The sequence below is a fragment of the Thermococcus sp. genome (genome assembly GCF_027008145.1).
Lineage (GTDB): Archaea > Methanobacteriota_B > Thermococci > Thermococcales > Thermococcaceae > Thermococcus.
Genome location: NZ_JALTCZ010000183.1, coordinates 1 through 17,277, shown reverse-complemented (window position 1 = coordinate 17,277; position 17,277 = coordinate 1). Strand labels below are relative to the sequence as shown.

15 protein-coding genes and 2 pseudogenes are annotated in these 17,277 nt (G+C 51.6%); 10 read left to right on the top strand and 7 right to left on the bottom strand.

Going from position 1 to position 17,277, the window contains the following annotated elements:
- A pseudogene (locus MVD07_RS09320) lies at nucleotides 1-458 on the bottom strand (S-layer protein); the annotation flags it as partial.
- 388 nt (nucleotides 459-846) lie between these two features.
- Here MVD07_RS09320 and MVD07_RS09315 point away from each other — a divergent pair.
- The 3 genes and pseudogenes from MVD07_RS09315 to MVD07_RS10975 all read left to right on the top strand — a co-directional run.
- Complete coding sequence (locus tag MVD07_RS09315; protein ID WP_297501247.1) at nucleotides 847-1,884, top strand: DUF3226 domain-containing protein; 1,038 nt, start codon at nucleotides 847-849, stop codon at nucleotides 1,882-1,884.
- Entirely contained in the window at nucleotides 1,881-2,585 is a 705-nt protein-coding gene (locus MVD07_RS09310; protein ID WP_297501243.1) for an HAD family hydrolase, read from the top strand. Before MVD07_RS09315 ends, MVD07_RS09310 begins: the two co-directional genes overlap by 4 nt.
- Before the next feature lie 287 nt (nucleotides 2,586-2,872).
- Nucleotides 2,873-3,073: pseudogene (locus MVD07_RS10975) on the top strand (type II toxin-antitoxin system RelE/ParE family toxin); the annotation flags it as partial.
- On the opposite strand, the gene MVD07_RS09305 reads toward MVD07_RS10975, so the two are convergent.
- The 3 genes from MVD07_RS09305 to MVD07_RS09295 all read right to left on the bottom strand — a co-directional run bounded on the left by MVD07_RS09305 (nucleotide 3,062) and on the right by MVD07_RS09295 (nucleotide 7,618).
- On the bottom strand, nucleotides 3,062-3,454 hold the full coding sequence (locus tag MVD07_RS09305) for a type II toxin-antitoxin system VapC family toxin (protein ID WP_297501240.1): 393 nt from the start codon (nucleotides 3,452-3,454) through the stop codon (nucleotides 3,062-3,064). The pseudogene MVD07_RS10975 and the gene MVD07_RS09305 sit on opposite strands and share 12 nt — an antisense overlap.
- 65 nt (nucleotides 3,455-3,519) lie before the next feature.
- Nucleotides 3,520-3,645: a hypothetical protein gene (locus MVD07_RS10970; protein WP_366078508.1), complete on the bottom strand. Its 126-nt coding sequence runs from the start codon at nucleotides 3,643-3,645 to the stop codon at nucleotides 3,520-3,522.
- 40 nt (nucleotides 3,646-3,685) lie between these two features.
- Nucleotides 3,686-7,618 carry a DNA polymerase domain-containing protein gene (locus MVD07_RS09295; RefSeq protein WP_297501237.1) on the bottom strand — a complete coding sequence of 1,311 codons (3,933 nt, stop codon included), beginning with the start codon at nucleotides 7,616-7,618 and terminating at the stop codon, nucleotides 3,686-3,688.
- Between the two features lie 927 nt (nucleotides 7,619-8,545).
- Between MVD07_RS09295 and MVD07_RS09290 the strand changes: the two genes are divergently transcribed.
- The 3 genes from MVD07_RS09290 to MVD07_RS09280 all read left to right on the top strand — a co-directional run bounded on the left by MVD07_RS09290 (nucleotide 8,546) and on the right by MVD07_RS09280 (nucleotide 11,412).
- The gene (locus MVD07_RS09290) at nucleotides 8,546-9,901 is read left to right on the top strand and encodes an RsmB/NOP family class I SAM-dependent RNA methyltransferase (protein ID WP_297501234.1); all 1,356 of its coding nucleotides are present in this window, start codon (nucleotides 8,546-8,548) and stop codon (nucleotides 9,899-9,901) included.
- Between the two features lie 29 nt (nucleotides 9,902-9,930).
- Complete coding sequence (locus MVD07_RS09285) at nucleotides 9,931-10,596, top strand: hypothetical protein (protein ID WP_297501231.1); 666 nt, start codon at nucleotides 9,931-9,933, stop codon at nucleotides 10,594-10,596.
- Between the two features lie 294 nt (nucleotides 10,597-10,890).
- The gene (locus MVD07_RS09280) at nucleotides 10,891-11,412 is read left to right on the top strand and encodes a hypothetical protein (protein ID WP_297501228.1); all 522 of its coding nucleotides are present in this window, start codon (nucleotides 10,891-10,893) and stop codon (nucleotides 11,410-11,412) included.
- Between the two features lie 20 nt (nucleotides 11,413-11,432).
- On the opposite strand, the gene MVD07_RS09275 is transcribed toward MVD07_RS09280, so the two are convergent.
- Together MVD07_RS09275 and MVD07_RS09270 are read right to left on the bottom strand one after the other, a co-directional pair.
- Nucleotides 11,433-11,612 (bottom strand): hypothetical protein, encoded by a 180-nt coding sequence (locus MVD07_RS09275; RefSeq protein ID WP_297501226.1) that lies wholly within the window; start codon nucleotides 11,610-11,612, stop codon nucleotides 11,433-11,435.
- A gap of 9 nt (nucleotides 11,613-11,621) precedes the next feature.
- Entirely contained in the window at nucleotides 11,622-12,239 is a 618-nt protein-coding gene (locus tag MVD07_RS09270) for a TIGR00296 family protein (protein ID WP_297501254.1), read from the bottom strand.
- Between the two features lie 91 nt (nucleotides 12,240-12,330).
- Here MVD07_RS09270 and MVD07_RS09265 point away from each other — a divergent pair, with 91 nt between their 5' ends.
- From MVD07_RS09265 to MVD07_RS09250, 4 genes are read left to right on the top strand one after another with little or no spacing between them, the layout of a single operon-like run.
- Nucleotides 12,331-12,660: an MTH1187 family thiamine-binding protein gene (locus tag MVD07_RS09265; RefSeq protein ID WP_297501251.1), complete on the top strand. Its 330-nt coding sequence runs from the start codon at nucleotides 12,331-12,333 to the stop codon at nucleotides 12,658-12,660.
- Nucleotides 12,626-13,816, top strand: coding sequence for a DUF373 family protein (locus tag MVD07_RS09260; RefSeq protein WP_297501224.1), 1,191 nt, complete (start codon nucleotides 12,626-12,628; stop codon nucleotides 13,814-13,816). The genes MVD07_RS09265 and MVD07_RS09260 overlap by 35 nt, the downstream gene beginning before the upstream one ends.
- Nucleotides 13,758-14,831 (top strand): hypothetical protein, encoded by a 1,074-nt coding sequence (locus MVD07_RS09255; RefSeq protein WP_297501222.1) that lies wholly within the window; start codon nucleotides 13,758-13,760, stop codon nucleotides 14,829-14,831. The genes MVD07_RS09260 and MVD07_RS09255 overlap by 59 nt, the downstream gene beginning before the upstream one ends.
- A 42-nt stretch (nucleotides 14,832-14,873) precedes the next feature.
- Nucleotides 14,874-15,719 (top strand): deoxyribonuclease IV, encoded by an 846-nt coding sequence (locus MVD07_RS09250; RefSeq protein ID WP_297501220.1) that lies wholly within the window; start codon nucleotides 14,874-14,876, stop codon nucleotides 15,717-15,719.
- Here the strand turns inward: MVD07_RS09250 and MVD07_RS09245 are convergent.
- Nucleotides 15,716-17,277 (bottom strand): radical SAM protein (locus tag MVD07_RS09245; RefSeq protein WP_297501217.1); only part of this gene is annotated, 1,562 nt, incomplete at its 5' end. The two genes, MVD07_RS09250 and MVD07_RS09245, sit on opposite strands and share 4 nt — an antisense overlap.

Sequence of the window (17,277 nt, the reverse complement as noted above, 5' to 3'; positions counted from 1 at the left end):
GGGGTGGTGTTCTCGTTGAAGATTATCTCGACACTCTTGTCCAGGAACTCGGCCATGTGCCTGGTGGAGTTGTACCTCACCCTGTTAAAGTTGACCCTGAGAACGATGGTCTTTCCGATGGGCTGACTTCCGAAGGGCAGTCCCAAATCGGGCATATCCCTCGGAGTCAGCACGTAGCTCTGGTTCTCATCCTTGATGAGGACGCTGTGGTATTCAACGGGAACATCTACCGTCTGATAGTGGGTTTTCGTGATTATCCCTTTGAGAACGAGAAACGCCCCAAGCCTGGAACCCGCTATTGCATCCTCATTTATGTGAAGGGGGATGTTGTTGACGACCTTTGTAGTTGGCAGGACTATCACCGTGTTGGCTGAGTTGAAGGTAACTGCACCGGCCGTCGAGAGCATCAGAAACGAAAGGAGAACCGCCAGCGCTCCGGCAATTTTTTTCATGAGCATCACCTTATCACAGGACTGCATCAACATTTATAACCCTTCCCGAGAAAAGGCAAGCGCGATGATGAGTGAATCCAATGCTGAAGGGATGATGACCCCCAGACCTGAGCAGGAGGTTGGGGAAATCCTGGAGGGACTGAACGGGATATGCCTTGGTTCAAGCGCCTTATGAGGGCGGAGGAAAGCAGAGCACTCCCTGACAGGCTGAGACAACATCGCCTAAGGGAAAATCGGGCCGTAACCATTGCCTCACTGTTTCCCTTCACCGGTGAGGTCTAGGACGCGGTCAGGGGCAAGATGCAAGCTCCATAGCGAACTTTAGTGGGGAGCAGTTTGTAAACTCTACCGTCTCGCCGTAATAAGGGCGATAACCGTTGATATGGTGAAGTGAATGAGGATTATAACCGGAAACAGGTTTGAGGAGTTTGCCGACGAGAAGGCAATCCTCTTCCCGGAATACTGGAAGAACAGGGATAAGTTAATAGAGTTCGCGAGCTCCCTCAGGGAGGACGAGACCGTCGTGACTTCAAGCCTTGAGGTTGTTGACCTGCTCTCCGAGCGCTTCAAGAAGAGCGAGGAGAACGTCTTGATATACTCGGACACTGGAAAAGCCCTCACCCTCAAGGAGGTCTACGAGCTCAGGAAGTACCTAGACTTCGACGTCCGGGGTGGCTTTTCTGGAGAAGAAGCAAAGACGAGCATCCTCTTCGTCGAGGGGAAAACAGATGCAAAGTTCTTCAAGGCAGTCTTTAAGAAGCTCTTCGATTTCAGGGAGAGCAGAAAACCTCCAAGGGGACTGAGGTTTATAGAGCGGGTCTTCGAGCGCGACAACTTCGACCTCCTAGAGAGGGAATCCGACGGTGTTTTTCTTGCTGTAATCCCGAGTGAGGGCAACTCCGGAGTCATAAGGAACCTCGGGAACTTCCTCAGGGCGATAGAGGTTTTTGACTTTTCCGTAGAGAGAATTGGGGTTGCCATAGACATCGACGAGAACAGGGAAAGTGCCCTCGCGTCCATAACGGGAAAGCTCTCCGACTTCAGACACGGGGAGACGGCCCTCGGCTACCTCGTGGGCGGAACTGAGGTAGTTCCGCTCATAATCGGCCTCCCATTCGAGGACGAACTCGTTGAGTGGAAGAAGCCAGCCGTCGAAGACCTGATGCTCCACCTCATAGCGAGGGAGAGCCTCCTTGAGAGGATAAAACCCGGTATCAAAGCCCTCAACGAGAGCCTCGGGAGGAAGCTCAAGCCAAAGGAGGTCATGTATCTGGCCCTCTCAGCCTACGGCCACTGGGGCAACCTTGAGGGCTTCTACGAGCTCTTCGTCATGCGCTCCCGGTTCAGGAACCTAAAGGCCATCCTCAGGGAGGCGGGCCTTATGGGGGGCCTGCAACACCTCGCATGGGCTGAAGGGAGGGGTCGGAGATGAAGCTCGTCTCCTTCGATGTCTGGAACACACTCCTCGATATAAACGCCATGCTCGACGCCCTCGCGGTCGAGCTCTCGAAGCTGATGGGAGCATGCATAGTGGACGTAGTTGAAGGCATGATGCTGGCCAGAGGGATGATAAAGGGAATGCGCGCCAGGGAAGAGGGAAACCCCCATAGGGCACTTGAGGACAGTCAGGAACTCCTAGCGGGCCTCTTTGAGATAGATGTTGAGCTCGTGAAGAGGGCAACTGCCAGGGCAGTGCTGAAGGTGGGCGACGAGATAGTTCTTCCAGGGGCTAAGAAAGCGCTGAAAAGGGTCAAAGAGAAGGGGCTAACCGTCACGGTCACGGGCAACGTGATGTTCTGGCCCGGCTCATACACGAGGCTTCTGCTGGAGCGCTTTGGGCTCATGGACTACGTAGACAAGACCTTCTTCGCGGACGAGGTAAAGGCCTTCAAGCCGATGCCCGAGATGTTCAGGAAGCCCCTCAGGGCCTTCAAGGTTGAGCCTGAAGAAGCTGTCCACATCGGCGACACAAAGGCTGAAGACTTTGAAGGTGCCCTAAGGGCCGGTCTCTGGGCGGTCTGGATAAACCCAGAGGCGGAAGGAGTGAGGAGAATCCACGAGAGGGGCTTCGAGGTTCCATCCGTAGAGAGGATTTTGGATGTGCTGGAACTTGCAAAAGGGAATAATATTTAAGTTAGAGCACCAAATATAAACACGGTGAGGGGTTTGAGTGAGGTCATTGAAAGGCTGGAGAGAATAGAAAAGCTGCTCATAGCGCTTAACTCAAAGGTTGGATAACTTTCTCGGATATGAGGGTCTGACGAAGAGAGAGCGCAAAGAGCTTTAGACAGATGCGGAAAGAGGTCAGGAGAGGCGATTTCGTGAAGTTTGAGGAGCTCTTCGGTGAAGACTGATGTACGAAGTCGTCTTCACAAAGAAGGCCGCCACGCCAGGTTAGAAACCTCCCGGATGCCCACAGAAGGAAACTGAAAGAAATCATCGTTGCCCTCTCGGAAAATCCCTTTTCCTGCCCCTACAAAAAGATCCGCGGGGAGGAGCATACCTGCAGGATACGAGTCGGACAGTTCAGGATCCTCTACGAAGTTGACGATGAAAACAACAGAGTCGTGATATTCAAAGTCGAGCGCCGAGAGAGGGCATACAGGCAGTCAGCAAATTAGCTTTGCTTTCACATAATTTCTGGCCGCGTAGTACTGTTTTTCGTCCGCCGTGTGGAGCTCCGCACTTAAGGCCTCAGCGAGTGCCATGTAAAGGACATCACAGATTGTGACGTCCTCCTTCAATGCTATCTCAAGACCGCGCTCGAAGAAGCTCTTGGCCTCAAAAATTAGCATGCCACCTCCAAGGAGTTTAAGGGCCGTTATGAGGTTTCTACTGGTCTCTTTTGTAGCTCTTCTCTTTTTAACGGCTTTCCATATCGCGTTCATGCCCCCAACGAGCGCATAATCCAACATCGCGGTGTTCTGGTCAATAGATATCTCCTCCCAGCCAGGTTCCTTGAGGAGGATTTTAACGAGAACTGAAGCATCAACGACTATCACGGTCATCCCTCACCGACTTTGCTGAGAAACCCCTCTCAATCGAAACAGGAGTGTGTTTGAGTATTTCAAGGGCCTTGCTGATCTATTCTCCTCTGTATAAACTTCCTTATCTCCTCGCTCCAGTTTATGTCCAGCTCTCTCATCTTCAGCTCGTCGGGAACCCTAACGGTGATGACCGCCATGCAATACACCTCGAAATACGTTTTGTGTTACGAGGATAAAAGGTTTGGGTTAGTTTCTCTCCTTCGGCTTCAGCCAAGCCCCCAGCCCAACCTGCCGCGTCTTCTGGTAGCGCAAGTCCTCTTTCCTGTAGCCGAATGCTTTGAGGATTCTCTGAACGGCCGGCAGAACCTGGTTCTCGATGTAGTATTCGGCATCGTACTTGTGCTTCGTTGGGTCAAACTCGTCAAACGGTATCGCCCTGTCCCCTACCCTTCCCGAGCCTTTCAGCACGATATAGCTTATCACCGTCCCGGGCCGGATTTTTACCCCTCTCTCTGCGAGCCTCTTGGCAACTGCCACGTGCGGGCCCGTTGCCTTATAGTCCCTTAAGTCCCTGGTTATCTGCTCGTGGATTACCAGCTTTTCAGGTGGAACCTCATACTTGCTCAGCTTTTCCGTCACCTCTTTGACGATCCTAACGGCCTCCTCGACGTCACCATGCTTGAGTATCGCCTCAAGAACCCTCGCCTGCGTCTCTTTTGCTATCTCGCTCCAGTCCCTCCTCACAATCTCAAGCCCGCGCGTCGTTATCTTATCCTCCTCATCTATCACCGCATACTTCTTCTTGGTCACGAAGAAGCCGCGCCTGTAGAAGCCCTCGTACTCGAGTTCGAGGGCACCGGGAAGTTTTTCGTTGATGTATTTTAAGAATTCTCTTGCCTTCTTCTTTACAACATCAGCATTAGCACCGGGGATCGTCGAGAAAAAACCATCAGTGTCCGCGTAAAGCACCTTAAAGCCGTATTTTTCCTCTATCTCTCTGATGGTCATCGTTATGTACTGCCTTCCCCAGGCTGTGACACTCTCGGCGCACTCCCTGCAGTACCAGCGGGCCTTTGCGTAGCCGTAGTAGCCGTAATAGCTGTTGTGAGCGTACAGCATTCCAAATCCTGCTAAGAAGTTCTCGTTCTCCTCAACGCTCAGGTCGTAAACGTAGCCCTCGTGGTCTTTGATAGCAACTTCCTCAACCCTATCCAGCACGATATCCCCCTCAAGGAGCCAGGAAAGTCTCTTGGTTTTTTCCGCGTCAAGCTTGCCCTTCTCAACTCTCTCCATGAGCTTCGCGGGACTCATGTTCTTCTGGAACCGTTTTCCAAAGACCTCTTCCAATATTTCCTTTGGAATCACATTGGAGTAGTAGGCGTTCTTTCTCTTCCTGTTGCCGAGGAACGGAAGCTCCTCATTAACGAGAACCCTGTAAATCCCGCTGTCAAACCTTATCTTGACGGCAGAAACTCCAAGGGAGTTAAAAAGAATGACCAGCCCGTTTACCAGTTCCTCGCTCTTTGTGGAAAGCCTTACCCTCTTGCTCGGATGAAGGTCGCCGTCCCCGATGAAATACCCCTCTATAAAGGCCCAGCGCACGCTCTCGGGAGAAGTGAATAAAACCTCAGGCACACGTTTGTTCCCGGCCAGAGTGCCACAAAGGCTCTCAAAGAGCACGTAGGCCATTTTCCCTGATATCTCAACGTAATTCCTCCCACGCCTCACCCCTCCAAAGAATTTTGATGCGAGCCCTTCCATGTCGTCAAGAACCCTCTGGTCGTTGTTGTAAAGCTTAACCGAATAGCTCCACCCATTCTTTTGGTTCCTCTGCTTTCTGGCGTAGCCTTCACTGACGTAATAGCCGAGGAGTTTTGCAAAGTCTTCGTTGACTTCAATGAGAGGCTCCATCCTAAAGCCGTTGAGTGTTCCGACCTCCCATTCTCTAAGCTCTTTCTCTGGCATTAACCTTATCTTATCCCTAAGGTCGTTGAAGGAGACCAAGTATTCCCTCTTGCTGCCGTTGTACTTCACTTTCTCGGCGAGAGCCTCGTAAAGCCTTCTGTAGTTCCTCAGGGCTTCCTCATCAGTTATCTCGTAGCCGATTTTCCTGAGCTTGACGTAGCCAAGATTTTGGAGGTGCTCAAGGTATCTCCTGGCCGTCCGTGGTCTTTTTTCTTCTCCGAAAATCCAGCGAAGGGTTCTCAGCATACCTTTAAAGAAGTTCTTACGTCCTTTAACCGAGATTGTCAGCACGATATCGCTGGTTTCTTCAGGGGGAAAACCAAGGAGAATCTCCACAAGGTTTATCCTCTCGTGCCTTTCTATGAGATTAATCCTTCTTGGAACAGCTATGAAGTCACCGGGCCTTATTTCTCCTCCCGTAATCTCTAAGAGCTCCCCGTTTCTGAAGGTGAACAGGCTGTGCCCCTCGGTGACCTTGATCTTCCTTCCCGACGAAAGCTTTATTTCGTATACTTTCCCGAGATAGCGGTGCCGTATGAGAGCTTTGACGGGCTTTACTTCCGATCTTTTGGTTTTTCTGTTAAAGGATATTACCTCTATACCCGAAACTTCGAGAACCTCCGTTCCATCGTTTTCCAAGGGCTTTTCCTTTCTCATTGCATCGTCCACGAAATCGCCGATTCTGACAAGTTTGAGCCTACCATTGACGAGTAGAGGAATCCACTCATCTGGCAGAATGCTGTTTGCCAGGATCTTGATGGCGCGCTGCCTGTAGTCGAGGAGCTTCTTCTCAACAGGGTCTACAGTTGCCTTCATCTTCCTCTTTATCTTCTGCCTTTCGTCAAGGAGACTCCCGAGGAGGCTCGGGATGAAGCCGGGGAAGTCCTTGCAGAACTTATGTCCGACCTCGGGGGCGGTATCGTACTCCTTGCAGTCTTCCCTGTTGAGCATGTCTGGTGAGATGTTATGTGTTATGATTATGGAAGGATATAACGATTTGTAATCTAAATAAACTATGTTTTCCCACAATCCCCGCTCCGGCTCCTTGACGTATCCACCCGTGTAGCTTTCCCTTCTCCTCACCAGGTCCTTCTCGCTCGGCTTGTTTGGTGCAAGCTCGTTCCTCTCATAGGCCTTCCTCAGCAAAAACCACTCGACGAGGTTTCCAGTGCTTGAGCGCGACACATCCCAGAGGCTCTGGCCTATGAGCCTCGAAAGTTGTACTTCCATCGGGAAGAACTCTCTTCCAAGCTCGAAGGTAACCTTAGCGTCCTCCATCGAGTAGCGCGCGACCCTTTCTAAGCCTTCGCCCGTTTCCCAGGCGGTAGCTATCTCTTCCGCGTAGACCTTCTCCTTAGGCTTTCCAAAGACGGCCTCGTAAACGGCCTCAAGGGTGTAAGTGGGAAGGTTAATCGTCCTCCTTATGACGGGGTATAGATCGAAGTGGATCCTTCCTTTGACCTCTACAGCGAATCGGTCGCCCATGCGCTGGATTTTGGGCTCACTCCCGTCCCTTCCGAGGGTGAAGTTAATGCCGAGTTTTTCACAGCGTTTTTTCAGGTAGGCGAAGTCGAAGTTGTCGCCGTTGTAGGTTATGAGAACATCGGGGTCCTTCTCCTTTACGACCCTCAAAAAGCGCTTTATCATCTCCCTCTCAGTGGAGACAGCTTCAACGTACGGTAGGTCGATTTTCTTCCAGGTTATAACCCTCGCCCCTTCCTCGTCGGCGTAGCTTATCATCAGGATGGGCCCCTCGGCGAACTCCTCACCCTCATGGTAAAGCGTCTCGATGTCAAAGGCGAGCATCTTGAGTTTTTCATTACCCTCCATCGGGATTAGCCCTTTATCGATGAGGTAGCGCTTCGCGAAGGGGATGTCGTACTCGTAGATGTCCACAACTGCCGGGTGCTTCCTTATCCTGTCTCGAATCGCCGGGACGTCCTGGGGGTGGGTGAAGTAGAGCTTCCAGATCTCTATAGGCCGACCGAGGAACTTCTTCTCCACCTTCTCCGCTCTAACTACTCTCACCGTCGTCCCGCGCCTCTCGGCAGTGATTTCCTTGATGTCCTCGACCGCAGAATCGTCCCTCAGGAGGGCGTAGAAGTAGGGCTCGAAGTTTCTGTCGTAGTCTATCTTGAACTCGCCGTTTTCCTTCTTGAAGATCCTTATGACGGGTTTCCCGTTCTCGGTTATGTAGTCGGTATCGAGGATCATGAGTCACACCAGGAGAAGTTTAAGGTTATACCCTAATAAACCTCACGAGAACACTCAGACTCGCTTCAACACGTTGTCGAAGAGCGAGAGGAGTTTGTCTGTCTCCTAAGCTCGTCCTTCAGTTTAAGGTACTCTCCTTTGTGAGCGGGAAGTCTTTAGCGACTTACAGGAAGGAATTGACGAGCCTGACCTGCTGTCTGAACACCCTATCCGGGTTCTCCTTCAGTTTTCTCACGTAGAGCCGTATGAAGGCCAGTCTCTCATCCATATCGCGTTTAGAACGGGATTTCAACCCCGAGCCTCTTTACATAGTCATTCAGAGCCCTCCAGTCCAAGTAGTCCTTGAACATCTCGTATAGGAAAAAGGCATCTTTAATGTCCTTATCACTTCCGATATAAAGTTTGTAGGCGAGTTGAGGCTCTATGGAGGAGATACAGAGGGTCTCGTCGTTCAGCTTGACCGGGATTCTCTAGGACCTCTTCGTGATAGCTATCCCTTGGAAACTTGATTTCCACGTTGGGTATTATCTTGCCCTTTTTAACCATCTTGATCCCCATATTCTCTTCAAGCATCTCGTAGAGGCCTCCGCAGTCCTCCGGATTTAAAACTCAAAACCTGTATTCAGGGCTTCCCTGCAAAAGGCCATGAATCTCTCTTTAGATACTCTCTCCATTACGAAGTCCGGCCGAAGAGTATGGTTACATAGCTACTGACTATCACGTAGTTGGCATACCTCCCTATGAGATGCACAGCGTCAAGAACAAACCCATCTAAGTCGCTGAGCTCCTGTGAAATTCTTATCCCTCCTTCCGACTTCAATTCTCATTGGCATCACTGTATGTTCCTTCTCACGCGGATATTTATCGCTTTTGCAGGCGGGATTTCGGATGCATCATCTTTTTAAACCTCCCATCGAAGGGTCAAACATGGAGCTGTTTTACAGGATAAGCTTTCAGGAGGTTGTCGCGGACGCTTTAACCCTCGTTGAGGAGCGCGAGCTCTCTTCCAAGCACGCCCTCGAGAGGGTCTTCAGGAAGGTGGCCGGAAGAGACCGCGAGAAGGCGCGCGGTTTGGCCCACGCCTACGTCTTCGAGATAGAGAAGTGGCGGAAAAAGATAGACTTTATAATCAACTCGGTTCTGAAGGGCTCCACCGTTGAAGACCTCGATCCATATTTAGCAAACCTCCTCCGCATAGGGACTTTTGAGATACACTCCAGAAAGGTTCCGCCGGCAATAGCTACCGACTCGATAATCCGCGTCGTCAAGGAGCGCTTTGATTTCTCCCGGGCAAAGTTCATCAATGCACTCATGCACTCGATAGAGAGGTTTGACGTTGAAAAGGCGCTAAAGGAGCTGAAGGAAAAAGACCGGATTGAGTGGCTCTCGGTTAGATTCTCCCACCCGCGCTGGTACGTGGAGTATGTAATAGGGCTCCTCGGCTACGACGAGGCGGTAAGGCTCCTCCTCAGCAACAACAGGTCGCAGAGGCACTACGTCAGGGCGAACACGCTGAAGACGGATGTTGATTCCCTCAGGGATTACCTTGAGGAAAACGGTGTAAGGACGGCCCTAACTCCGGTTCCCGACGTTTTGAAGGTTCTTGAATACAAAACTCCCGTTATAAGGCTCGATTGGTACAAGCAGGGTAAGTTCGTTATTCAAGATTTAGCAAGTGCCTATGTTGCCCACGTCCTAAATCCGGAGCCGGGCGAGAGGGTTTTGGATTTGGCCGCAGCTCCGGGCTCGAAGACCTTCCATGCTGCATCGCTGATGGAGAACAGGGGCGAGATAATTGCTGTGGATTATTCCTACGACAGGCTCATGCGCATGAAGGAGAAGATGAAGCTCCTGGGGATTAAAAACGTCAGGCTCGTTCACGCAGACGGCCAGAGCTTCAGGGACAGGAGCGGGTTTGATAAGATAATCCTCGACGCGCCGTGTTCAAGCTCCGGAACCTACCGCCAGTTCCCAGAGGTGAAGTGGCGCTTTAACGAGGACAAGATCAAGCGCATAATCAGCGTCCAGAGGAACATGCTCAGGAACGCCTACAATAATCTCCGCGAGGGCGGTGAGATGACCTACTCGACGTGCTCGATTAGGGTTGATGAAGACGAGGAAAACGCCCTCTTCGCGGTGAACCGCGTTGGGCTGGAGCTTATTCCCTACGATTTCAGCTGGGGCGATAGGGGCTTTCTTGAGATTGGGGATAAGGTTTTCAGGGCGTGGACCCACAAACACGACTGCAACAGCTTCTTCATAGCGAAGATGGGAAAGGGCTAATTTTGAATTAAATGAACACTTTAGCTCAAGTGAGCACGAATGTGCACAACCTAATGTTTACGAAAACCTTTGGAAATCTAAGCATACAACGAAAAACTTTGGGGGGACAATGCGAAGACAGGTCCTCATCCCAGTTGCTGGCTTTGTCTTTATTTGGAATGGCATTGAATGGCAGTATAGTTCTTGCAACAGCAGTTACTACCACAAATTCACTGTCTTGTAACTGCCAGAACAATTCAGGAAGTTGCATTCTTACAAAGGCACTTATGGATGTTGGTTCTTGGAAGGCATCCTCAGTTAACATTAGAGACTACAGGGATGTCAACAGTATTCTCTCCAGCCTGCACAAGGAGGGATACTCCCCTATCGAGCAATACACAAAAATATACACAACAACACCCGGGATAAAAGTTATAGCCGTTCCCCTTGCATCCAAGCAACATCCGCATGTTACAAAAATAAACGATACGTTAATCATGAACACCGTTGTGATACTTAATGATGTTTACTCCCAAGCACTATATCAGAATACCCGGAACCAAAAAGGCCTTGGTGCTTGGATATGTGTCACACCCAGCGATATTGTACAACCTGACGGTGATGGTGAACAAAAAAGCAAACCAAGGTACAATGGTACTGATACAGTCAATCTACAGAGATGGACGACTGACACCTATCAACAAAGTGACCGTTAAATTTGATCCAGTAAATTTGATCCAGAAACTCACAAGATTTTAACAATCCAATCGGCTGGAAGAATGCAGCCCAAACCCGAGGGTTTCTAGTGCCACTTAGCTTGCGAAATCGCATGTCACCTTCTGTTAACTGCAGGTGTAATAGCATGTTGTACTTACGTTCCAGAGCTGTGTGCAACGTGCCTAGCACTTGAAGACTCAGGCAGCTTCGCAGTATGCTTTGGAGGATGCTTAGCAATATGTGAAGGAGGGTAATTTTTATCTTTCCCCATTTGCTACTGTAGTGGAGAGGTGATGAAAATGAGAGACATCATCTGGGGTGCGATCTATTCGGCACTGCTCTCGGCATTTATGTTAATGTATTTTCTGAAGGAACTGAGGACTTCAACGGCTCAAGCAATAGGACTATCGGCAATAGTCTTTGCCGTGTTTTTGGCAGTTTGGCTCGCGAGAAAGGAAACGGCAAACAAAGCTAAAAAGGCCCTTGCTTTAACCGGTCTAATAGCCATCCTTTCCTCGGCTCTGGCACCCATCAATGTCCCCTTCGCCGTTAACACGTTCATTACCTTTACCGCAGGCGCATTGGCTCTGATTTACAGGAATGAGCTCCTGAGAGGAATGCCCGCCTTCATGTACGGCTGGATCGGTGCGGGCATTGGGTTCATACTGGCCATAATTGTTGTTCCCAGAGTGGTTACAGGGGACGTTGAAAGGGCTCTCGCGTTGGTGGGGCTTATGATCGTTTCAATGGTTGTTTTTCTGGCTCTCGGACGGAAGCTTCACTACAGACCCTTCAACAGATACTCCAGTTATTAGATTCCTCATCTTTTTGATTTTTAGTGGAAAACAGCGTAGAGGGCAACTAGGTAGTACAACGCCGTGTAGGCCACGACGCGAACGCCAAAGCTCCTCCCATCTATCCACGCCTCCCTGTACTTTTCAATCGCCTTCCCCGTAAGCCGGTAATAAAGTGCTCCAGCCAGTAAAATAAGGGCCAATGAATAGGGGAGGCTCATCCTATCACCTCATACCAGCGACTTCCTCCTCACAGGCCCCCAGGGCTTTTCTTCCTCGAATATTTCCGCCGTGAAGCGGTAGACCTTAGTGTTCTTATCAAGCCAGCAGTCGGGCGGAAGTCCAGCCTTCCAGCAGGTCTGCGCTAAAAACTCCTCCTCATCCCAGCCCCACTCGATCGGAACCTGCGGGAGCAGTAGGCCGGAGTATATGCCTTTCTCAATGAGCAGACCGTCGCGACCGACCTTTATCCTCTTTGGCCTCCCCTCTGGCGTGCCCTCAACCGGCTCCGGAGGGGTTAAAACGCTGACCTCAACGATGAGATTATCAAGCTCGCTCTCCCTGACTGGAGGAAAGCGCGGGTCATCCACGGCAGCGTAGATGGCCGCTTTTATCGTCGCCTCGACGAGTGGATAGATCGGCAGGGGGAAGCCTATACAGCCCCTCAGCGCTATCTGGGGCGGTGCGTGGCGGTTGTTGAGCGTGACGAAGACGCCCATCTTCTCCCACAGCTCCGGTGGGGTGTCCTCTGGAGGTTTTATAGTTCTGCCGTGCCTCACGTACTCCTCAACGGCCTTCCTTGCGAGCCTGACGAGGAACTCGCCCCACTCGTCCTTTATCCTGTACACACCCACCACCCTTTAAATCTACCACCGGTTAGTTATTAACGTATCGCAAGCCTTAAAACATCACCGAAGGAAGATAAGACGGGTGTCGAAGATGGTCATAGTGGAGTTCATCATAGTGCCTCTCGGGGAGGAGAGCCTCAGCAGGTATGTGGCCGAGGTGATAAAGCTTTTAGAGGGGAGGGGTATTAAATATCAGCTGACGCCGATGTCAACCATAATAGAGGTTCCAACGGTAAGGGATGCCCTTGATGTTATTGGGGAGACCCACGAGCTGATGTTCAAGATGGGTGCGAAAAGGGTCTCGACGACGATACGAATAGACGACAGGCGCGATAAAGAGCGGCATATGGAGGACAAGGTTAAATCCGTGATGGAGAAGGTGAGGGGTGATCGACATCAGGGTTCTCGTTCTGGCGATTGACCGCGATGATGACTTTGGGAAGAAGGCGGGCGTTAAAGGCCCGGTGATAGGCAAGAAAGCCTGCGTAAACGCGGCCTTAAAGCTCAGTTTGGCCGATCCGGAGGACAGCGATGCGAACGTTGTCTACGCAGCTGTTAAGCTACGCGATGAGTTAGCTGAGAGGGACGAGTTCGAGGCTGTGGAGGTTGCTCTAATAACCGGCCATCCAAAGGTCGGCCTCAAGAGCGACATGGAGCTCACCAGACAGCTGGGCGAAGTCCTAAAGGCTTTCCCGGCCGATGGAGTTATTCCCGTGACTGACGGTGCCGAAGACGAGCAGATATTCCCGATAATATCCTCAAAGGTGCCAATAATAAGCTCCCGCCGCGTTGTCGTCAAGCAGAGCCCCGGGATAGAGACCACATGGTACATAATCGTCAAGTACACGAGGGAGATACTCAGCGACCCCGAGGTTGCCAAGGTGGTCTTTGGGATACCCGGCCTCATGGCCCTTCTCTACGGCCTCGCAAAGCTCTTCGGAGTCTGGAACCCGGAGAGCGAGAAAATAGTCTCGACGATAATTTCTGGGGCGGTACTTATCCTCATTGGAGGGATATTCTTCGCCAAGGGCTTTAACGTTGACTTCAGGGCCGTACTCAGGGGCATCAAGAAGACTGTCGTGGAGCAGTTCGTCGTGGTTCTATCCGTGGTGACCGGTCTGCTCATCATAATAAGCGGTGCGATAAACGCCTATCTCAACCTTGAGAGATACTCGCTGGAGCTTATAGGTAGCTACCCGGGAACACCACTGCTGGCAACGATAATATACATCAACGCCCTAGCCGGCCCCCTGGCCCTTGGGATTGCTGCCATGATAGCCGGGAAGGTTCTCCAGGCGTACCTCAAGAGGGATCACCACATCTGGTACAGCACCTCGGCGCTTCTTATGACCCCTGCACTCTGGGTCACCGTCGATCTCACGACAAGGTATGCCCTCTCAATACTTACGATATCCGACATAGACGTCTTTCAGAAACTGCTGTTTGCAATCTTTGACATTGCGTTCTCGGTAATTGTTGGAGTTTACCTCAGGGGAAAGGTTAGGGGATGGATGAAGGTTGACGGGGCAGAAGATAAGCCTGGAAAAGGCGTTAAAAGAGTACAGGCGAAGGCGTGAGGAAGGGGAGAAGAAGGCAGAGAGGCTCAAGAGGGAATACAACCGCTGGCTTTCAAGGAAAAAGAAGGAGCTGTTGAAGAAGATCTCAGCCCTGGAGAAAAAGAAGCCACCAAAGAAAGTGGACGAGCGCCTCCTCCAGAGGGTTGAGGCTGAAAGGAAGGCCTACGTTTCAGCATTGAGGCGGGCCCTTGAGTCCATCGAAGACATCGAGGATCTAGGCAAGCGGCTCTCGGATCTAAGCAAGCTCCATGTAAGCCACGGCAGGCACGTAATGGTACTCTATGAGAAGGAAGTCTACGCCGTAAACGCCTTACTCAAGGAGCTGAGCGAGGGCTATTCAAAGTACGTGGAGGAACTTTCATCACTCCTCCTCCCCGAGATCGAGCTAGAAAGGGTCATCTCCGAGCTAAGGGATGTCTCCTCCCGTATTGGGACGCTAGACTCAGAGATCAATGCAATCGAGGAGGAACTTGAGAAGAAAAAGAAGGAACTGGACTCCAGAATGGGCTCGCCCGAGATTGAGGAGATTAAGAAAACCATTGAAAGCCTCAGGGGAGAACAGAGGAGGATAGAAATAGAGGTGAGGTCCAAGGTCTCGAAGCTCGGAAAGCCCCTCAGGAGGATGCGCCTCGGCGGTCTCGCTGACGAAGTAGCGAGGGACAGCGGGGTTGCCCTCGAAAGGCCCGGGGAGTTCCTGTCACTACTCCGGTCGGTGTATCCCAAACTCGACGGAAAGGCGAAGAAGGCCGCTGACTGGCTCCTTAAGAACCTATCGACTGAAGTCGAGAGGCTGGGCGAGATTAGCGGAGAAATAGAGACCCTCAAAAAGAGGAGGAAGAAACTGCTGGAGGAGCTTAAGCCACTGGAAGAAGAGATAAGGGAGCTGAAGAGGATCCTTAGAGAGAGGAAGGCTCTAAGGGAAAAACTTGAGCGCAAGAGAGCCCATCTGGAAGGAGAGATAAGGGAAGAGAAAAAGAGGCTCGAAGATGTCATTGGGGTAGAGGTCGAGGGATAGCCTTTTAAGTTAGGCCACCCTAATTCAGTTCGGTGGTGCAGAATGTTCAAGGTCGACAGACTGCGCTTCGGAACGGCTGGGATCCCCCTCTCAACTCCAAAGCGCTCAACGATAGACGGCATAATCCACGTCAGAAACCTAGGTTTAGACGCGATGGAGCTTGAGTTCGTCAGGGGAGTTAACCTCAAGCCAGAACTGGCGAAGAAGATAAAGTACACGGCAAAAAAACACGATGTCCTCTTGACGGCCCACGCACCGTACTACATAAACCTCAACGCGAGCGAGAAGGCCAAGGTCGAAGCGAGCAAGAGAAGGATAATCCAAAGCGCCGAAAGGCTCTACCAAGCCGGCGGCTGGAGCGTGGTCTTCCATGCGGGCTACTATCTCAAACAGCCGAAGGAGAGCGTCTACCAACGGATTCTTGAGGCTCTGAAGGATGTCCAGAGGGAACTCATGGACAAAGGCGTCAAGGTCTGGATAAGACCCGAGCTCACGGGAAAGCCGACCCAGTTCGGCGACCTGAAGGAAATAGTGAAGCTCAGCGAGGAGCTTGAGATGGTTCTCCCCACGATAGACTTCGCACATGCACACGCGAGAAACGTCGGAAAGTGCAATTCGACCGAGGAGTGGCGTGAGATGCTCTCTCTCATGGAGGACAGGCTGGGAAGAGAAGTTCTGGACAACATGCACATCCACATCAGCGGTATAGAGTACACTGACAAGGGCGAGAGGAGGCACCTCAACCTTCAGGAGAGTGACATGAACTGGGAAGACCTCCTAAGGGTTCTCAAGGAGTTCCGCGTTAAAGGCGCTGTCATAAGCGAGAGTCCGAACATCGAGGGCGATGCGATCCTGATGAAAAATAAATACGAGAAGATAAAGGCCTAATAGGCCTCCTCAAGGGCGGGTTGTCCCTGCCACCTGTGCTCCTCCACCTCAATGCGGAGGTCTTCCAGTGGCTCCAATTTCTTGAGCTCGTAGCCTTTGTTCTTGCCCCACTTTTCGATCTGCTTCAGAACGACGTTTATGCCAAACCTTGCCAGCGGATAGAAGGGAATAAGGAAGAGGTTTTTACCCATTGCAGAGGGCAGCCCTCTTGCCACTTCCTCCGCAGTGTGCTTCCATGCGTAGTAGAGGTGAAGGAACTGACCGTAGGTGATCATTTCATCAACGCGGTAGAATTCCTGGTTCTTGAGGAGCCCCATGGGGACGAAGGAGAGGGGAGTGACTGTGAAGTGGGCCCTGTTGCCGAGCTTCTCCTTGAGCTCCTTTTCCATTGTGATTATCAGCCGGGCGGTCATTATCTCGTAGTCGTCGGTATCACCCGGCAGACCAAGGATGGTGGTGTAAGCGGGGAACCAGTAGTTTTTGTTAAAGACGTAGGTTCCGTTGAGAAGAACCCACGGCCACTCATCGGGGGAGAAGGGCTTCATCTTGTTGTTCATATACATGCCGATCAGCTCGGGGGCGGCGGTCTCAAAGCCGACCTGGATGCCGACCCAGTGCTTCGGACCAGCATCAACGAGGTTGGATATGGCCTCTATCATCCCAGGGGCGGCCAGTGCACCGGCAACGGTGCCATGGGTTGGGTTTACGTTCCTTGTGTACTTCCTAGCTGTTGCAAAGAGCTCCAGGACGGCATCGACGTTTGGATAGAAGTTCTTCTTATCCTCAACCTTGTAGAGGAATATGTCCTCGCTGTGGAGCCAGGCGTGATCAATGCCAGCCCTAATGTTCACCATTATCTCCCTCTCTATATTCTCCAGCGGAATGTGCCTTGCAACCCTCAGGTTGGGCTCGCAGAAGCGACACCCCCTTCCGCAACCGCGCATGACCTCGACCAGGCCCTTATATGAGGGCGCCACTATCGTGGGTATCTGCTCGACCCTCGGCCAATCCCTAATGATTATCGTCTCATCCGCACTTCCGCTTTCAATATCCCTAAAGAGCTGCCCTGCAACGTGATCCACCTCACCGATTACGACGTGATCAACCTTCAGATCCTCCCGAACCTTGGGTCTGAAGTCGAGCTGCCAGGCCCCTGGACCGCCTACAACGAGCTTGAAATCCAGTCCCTTTGACTCCCTGAGGCGGTTTATCCTCCCCAAAAGCTCCTCAAACTTTACCCGGGTGAAGTTCTTCCATCTTCCACCATCGGTGAACATCATGCTTACCGGTCCAAGGCCGAGGGGATCCATTTCGTAGAGTGCCACCACAGTTGTGTCCTTTCCTATGAACCGCTCGACCTTCCTCGGGTGCGCAACCACGACCTCTTCCCTTTCAAAGCCGCCCATTAGAAGGGCCGCCTCAACCTTCCTGAGTCCGTAGGGTGCTTGGGGTAAAACCCCGTCCTCGTCGGGTAGCTGTGTGTCGAGGAAGTTGTAAATCCAGGTGGGGAGTTTGCCGTAGGGAGCACAGCCGAGGAAGTCAAGTAGGGGGACGTCGT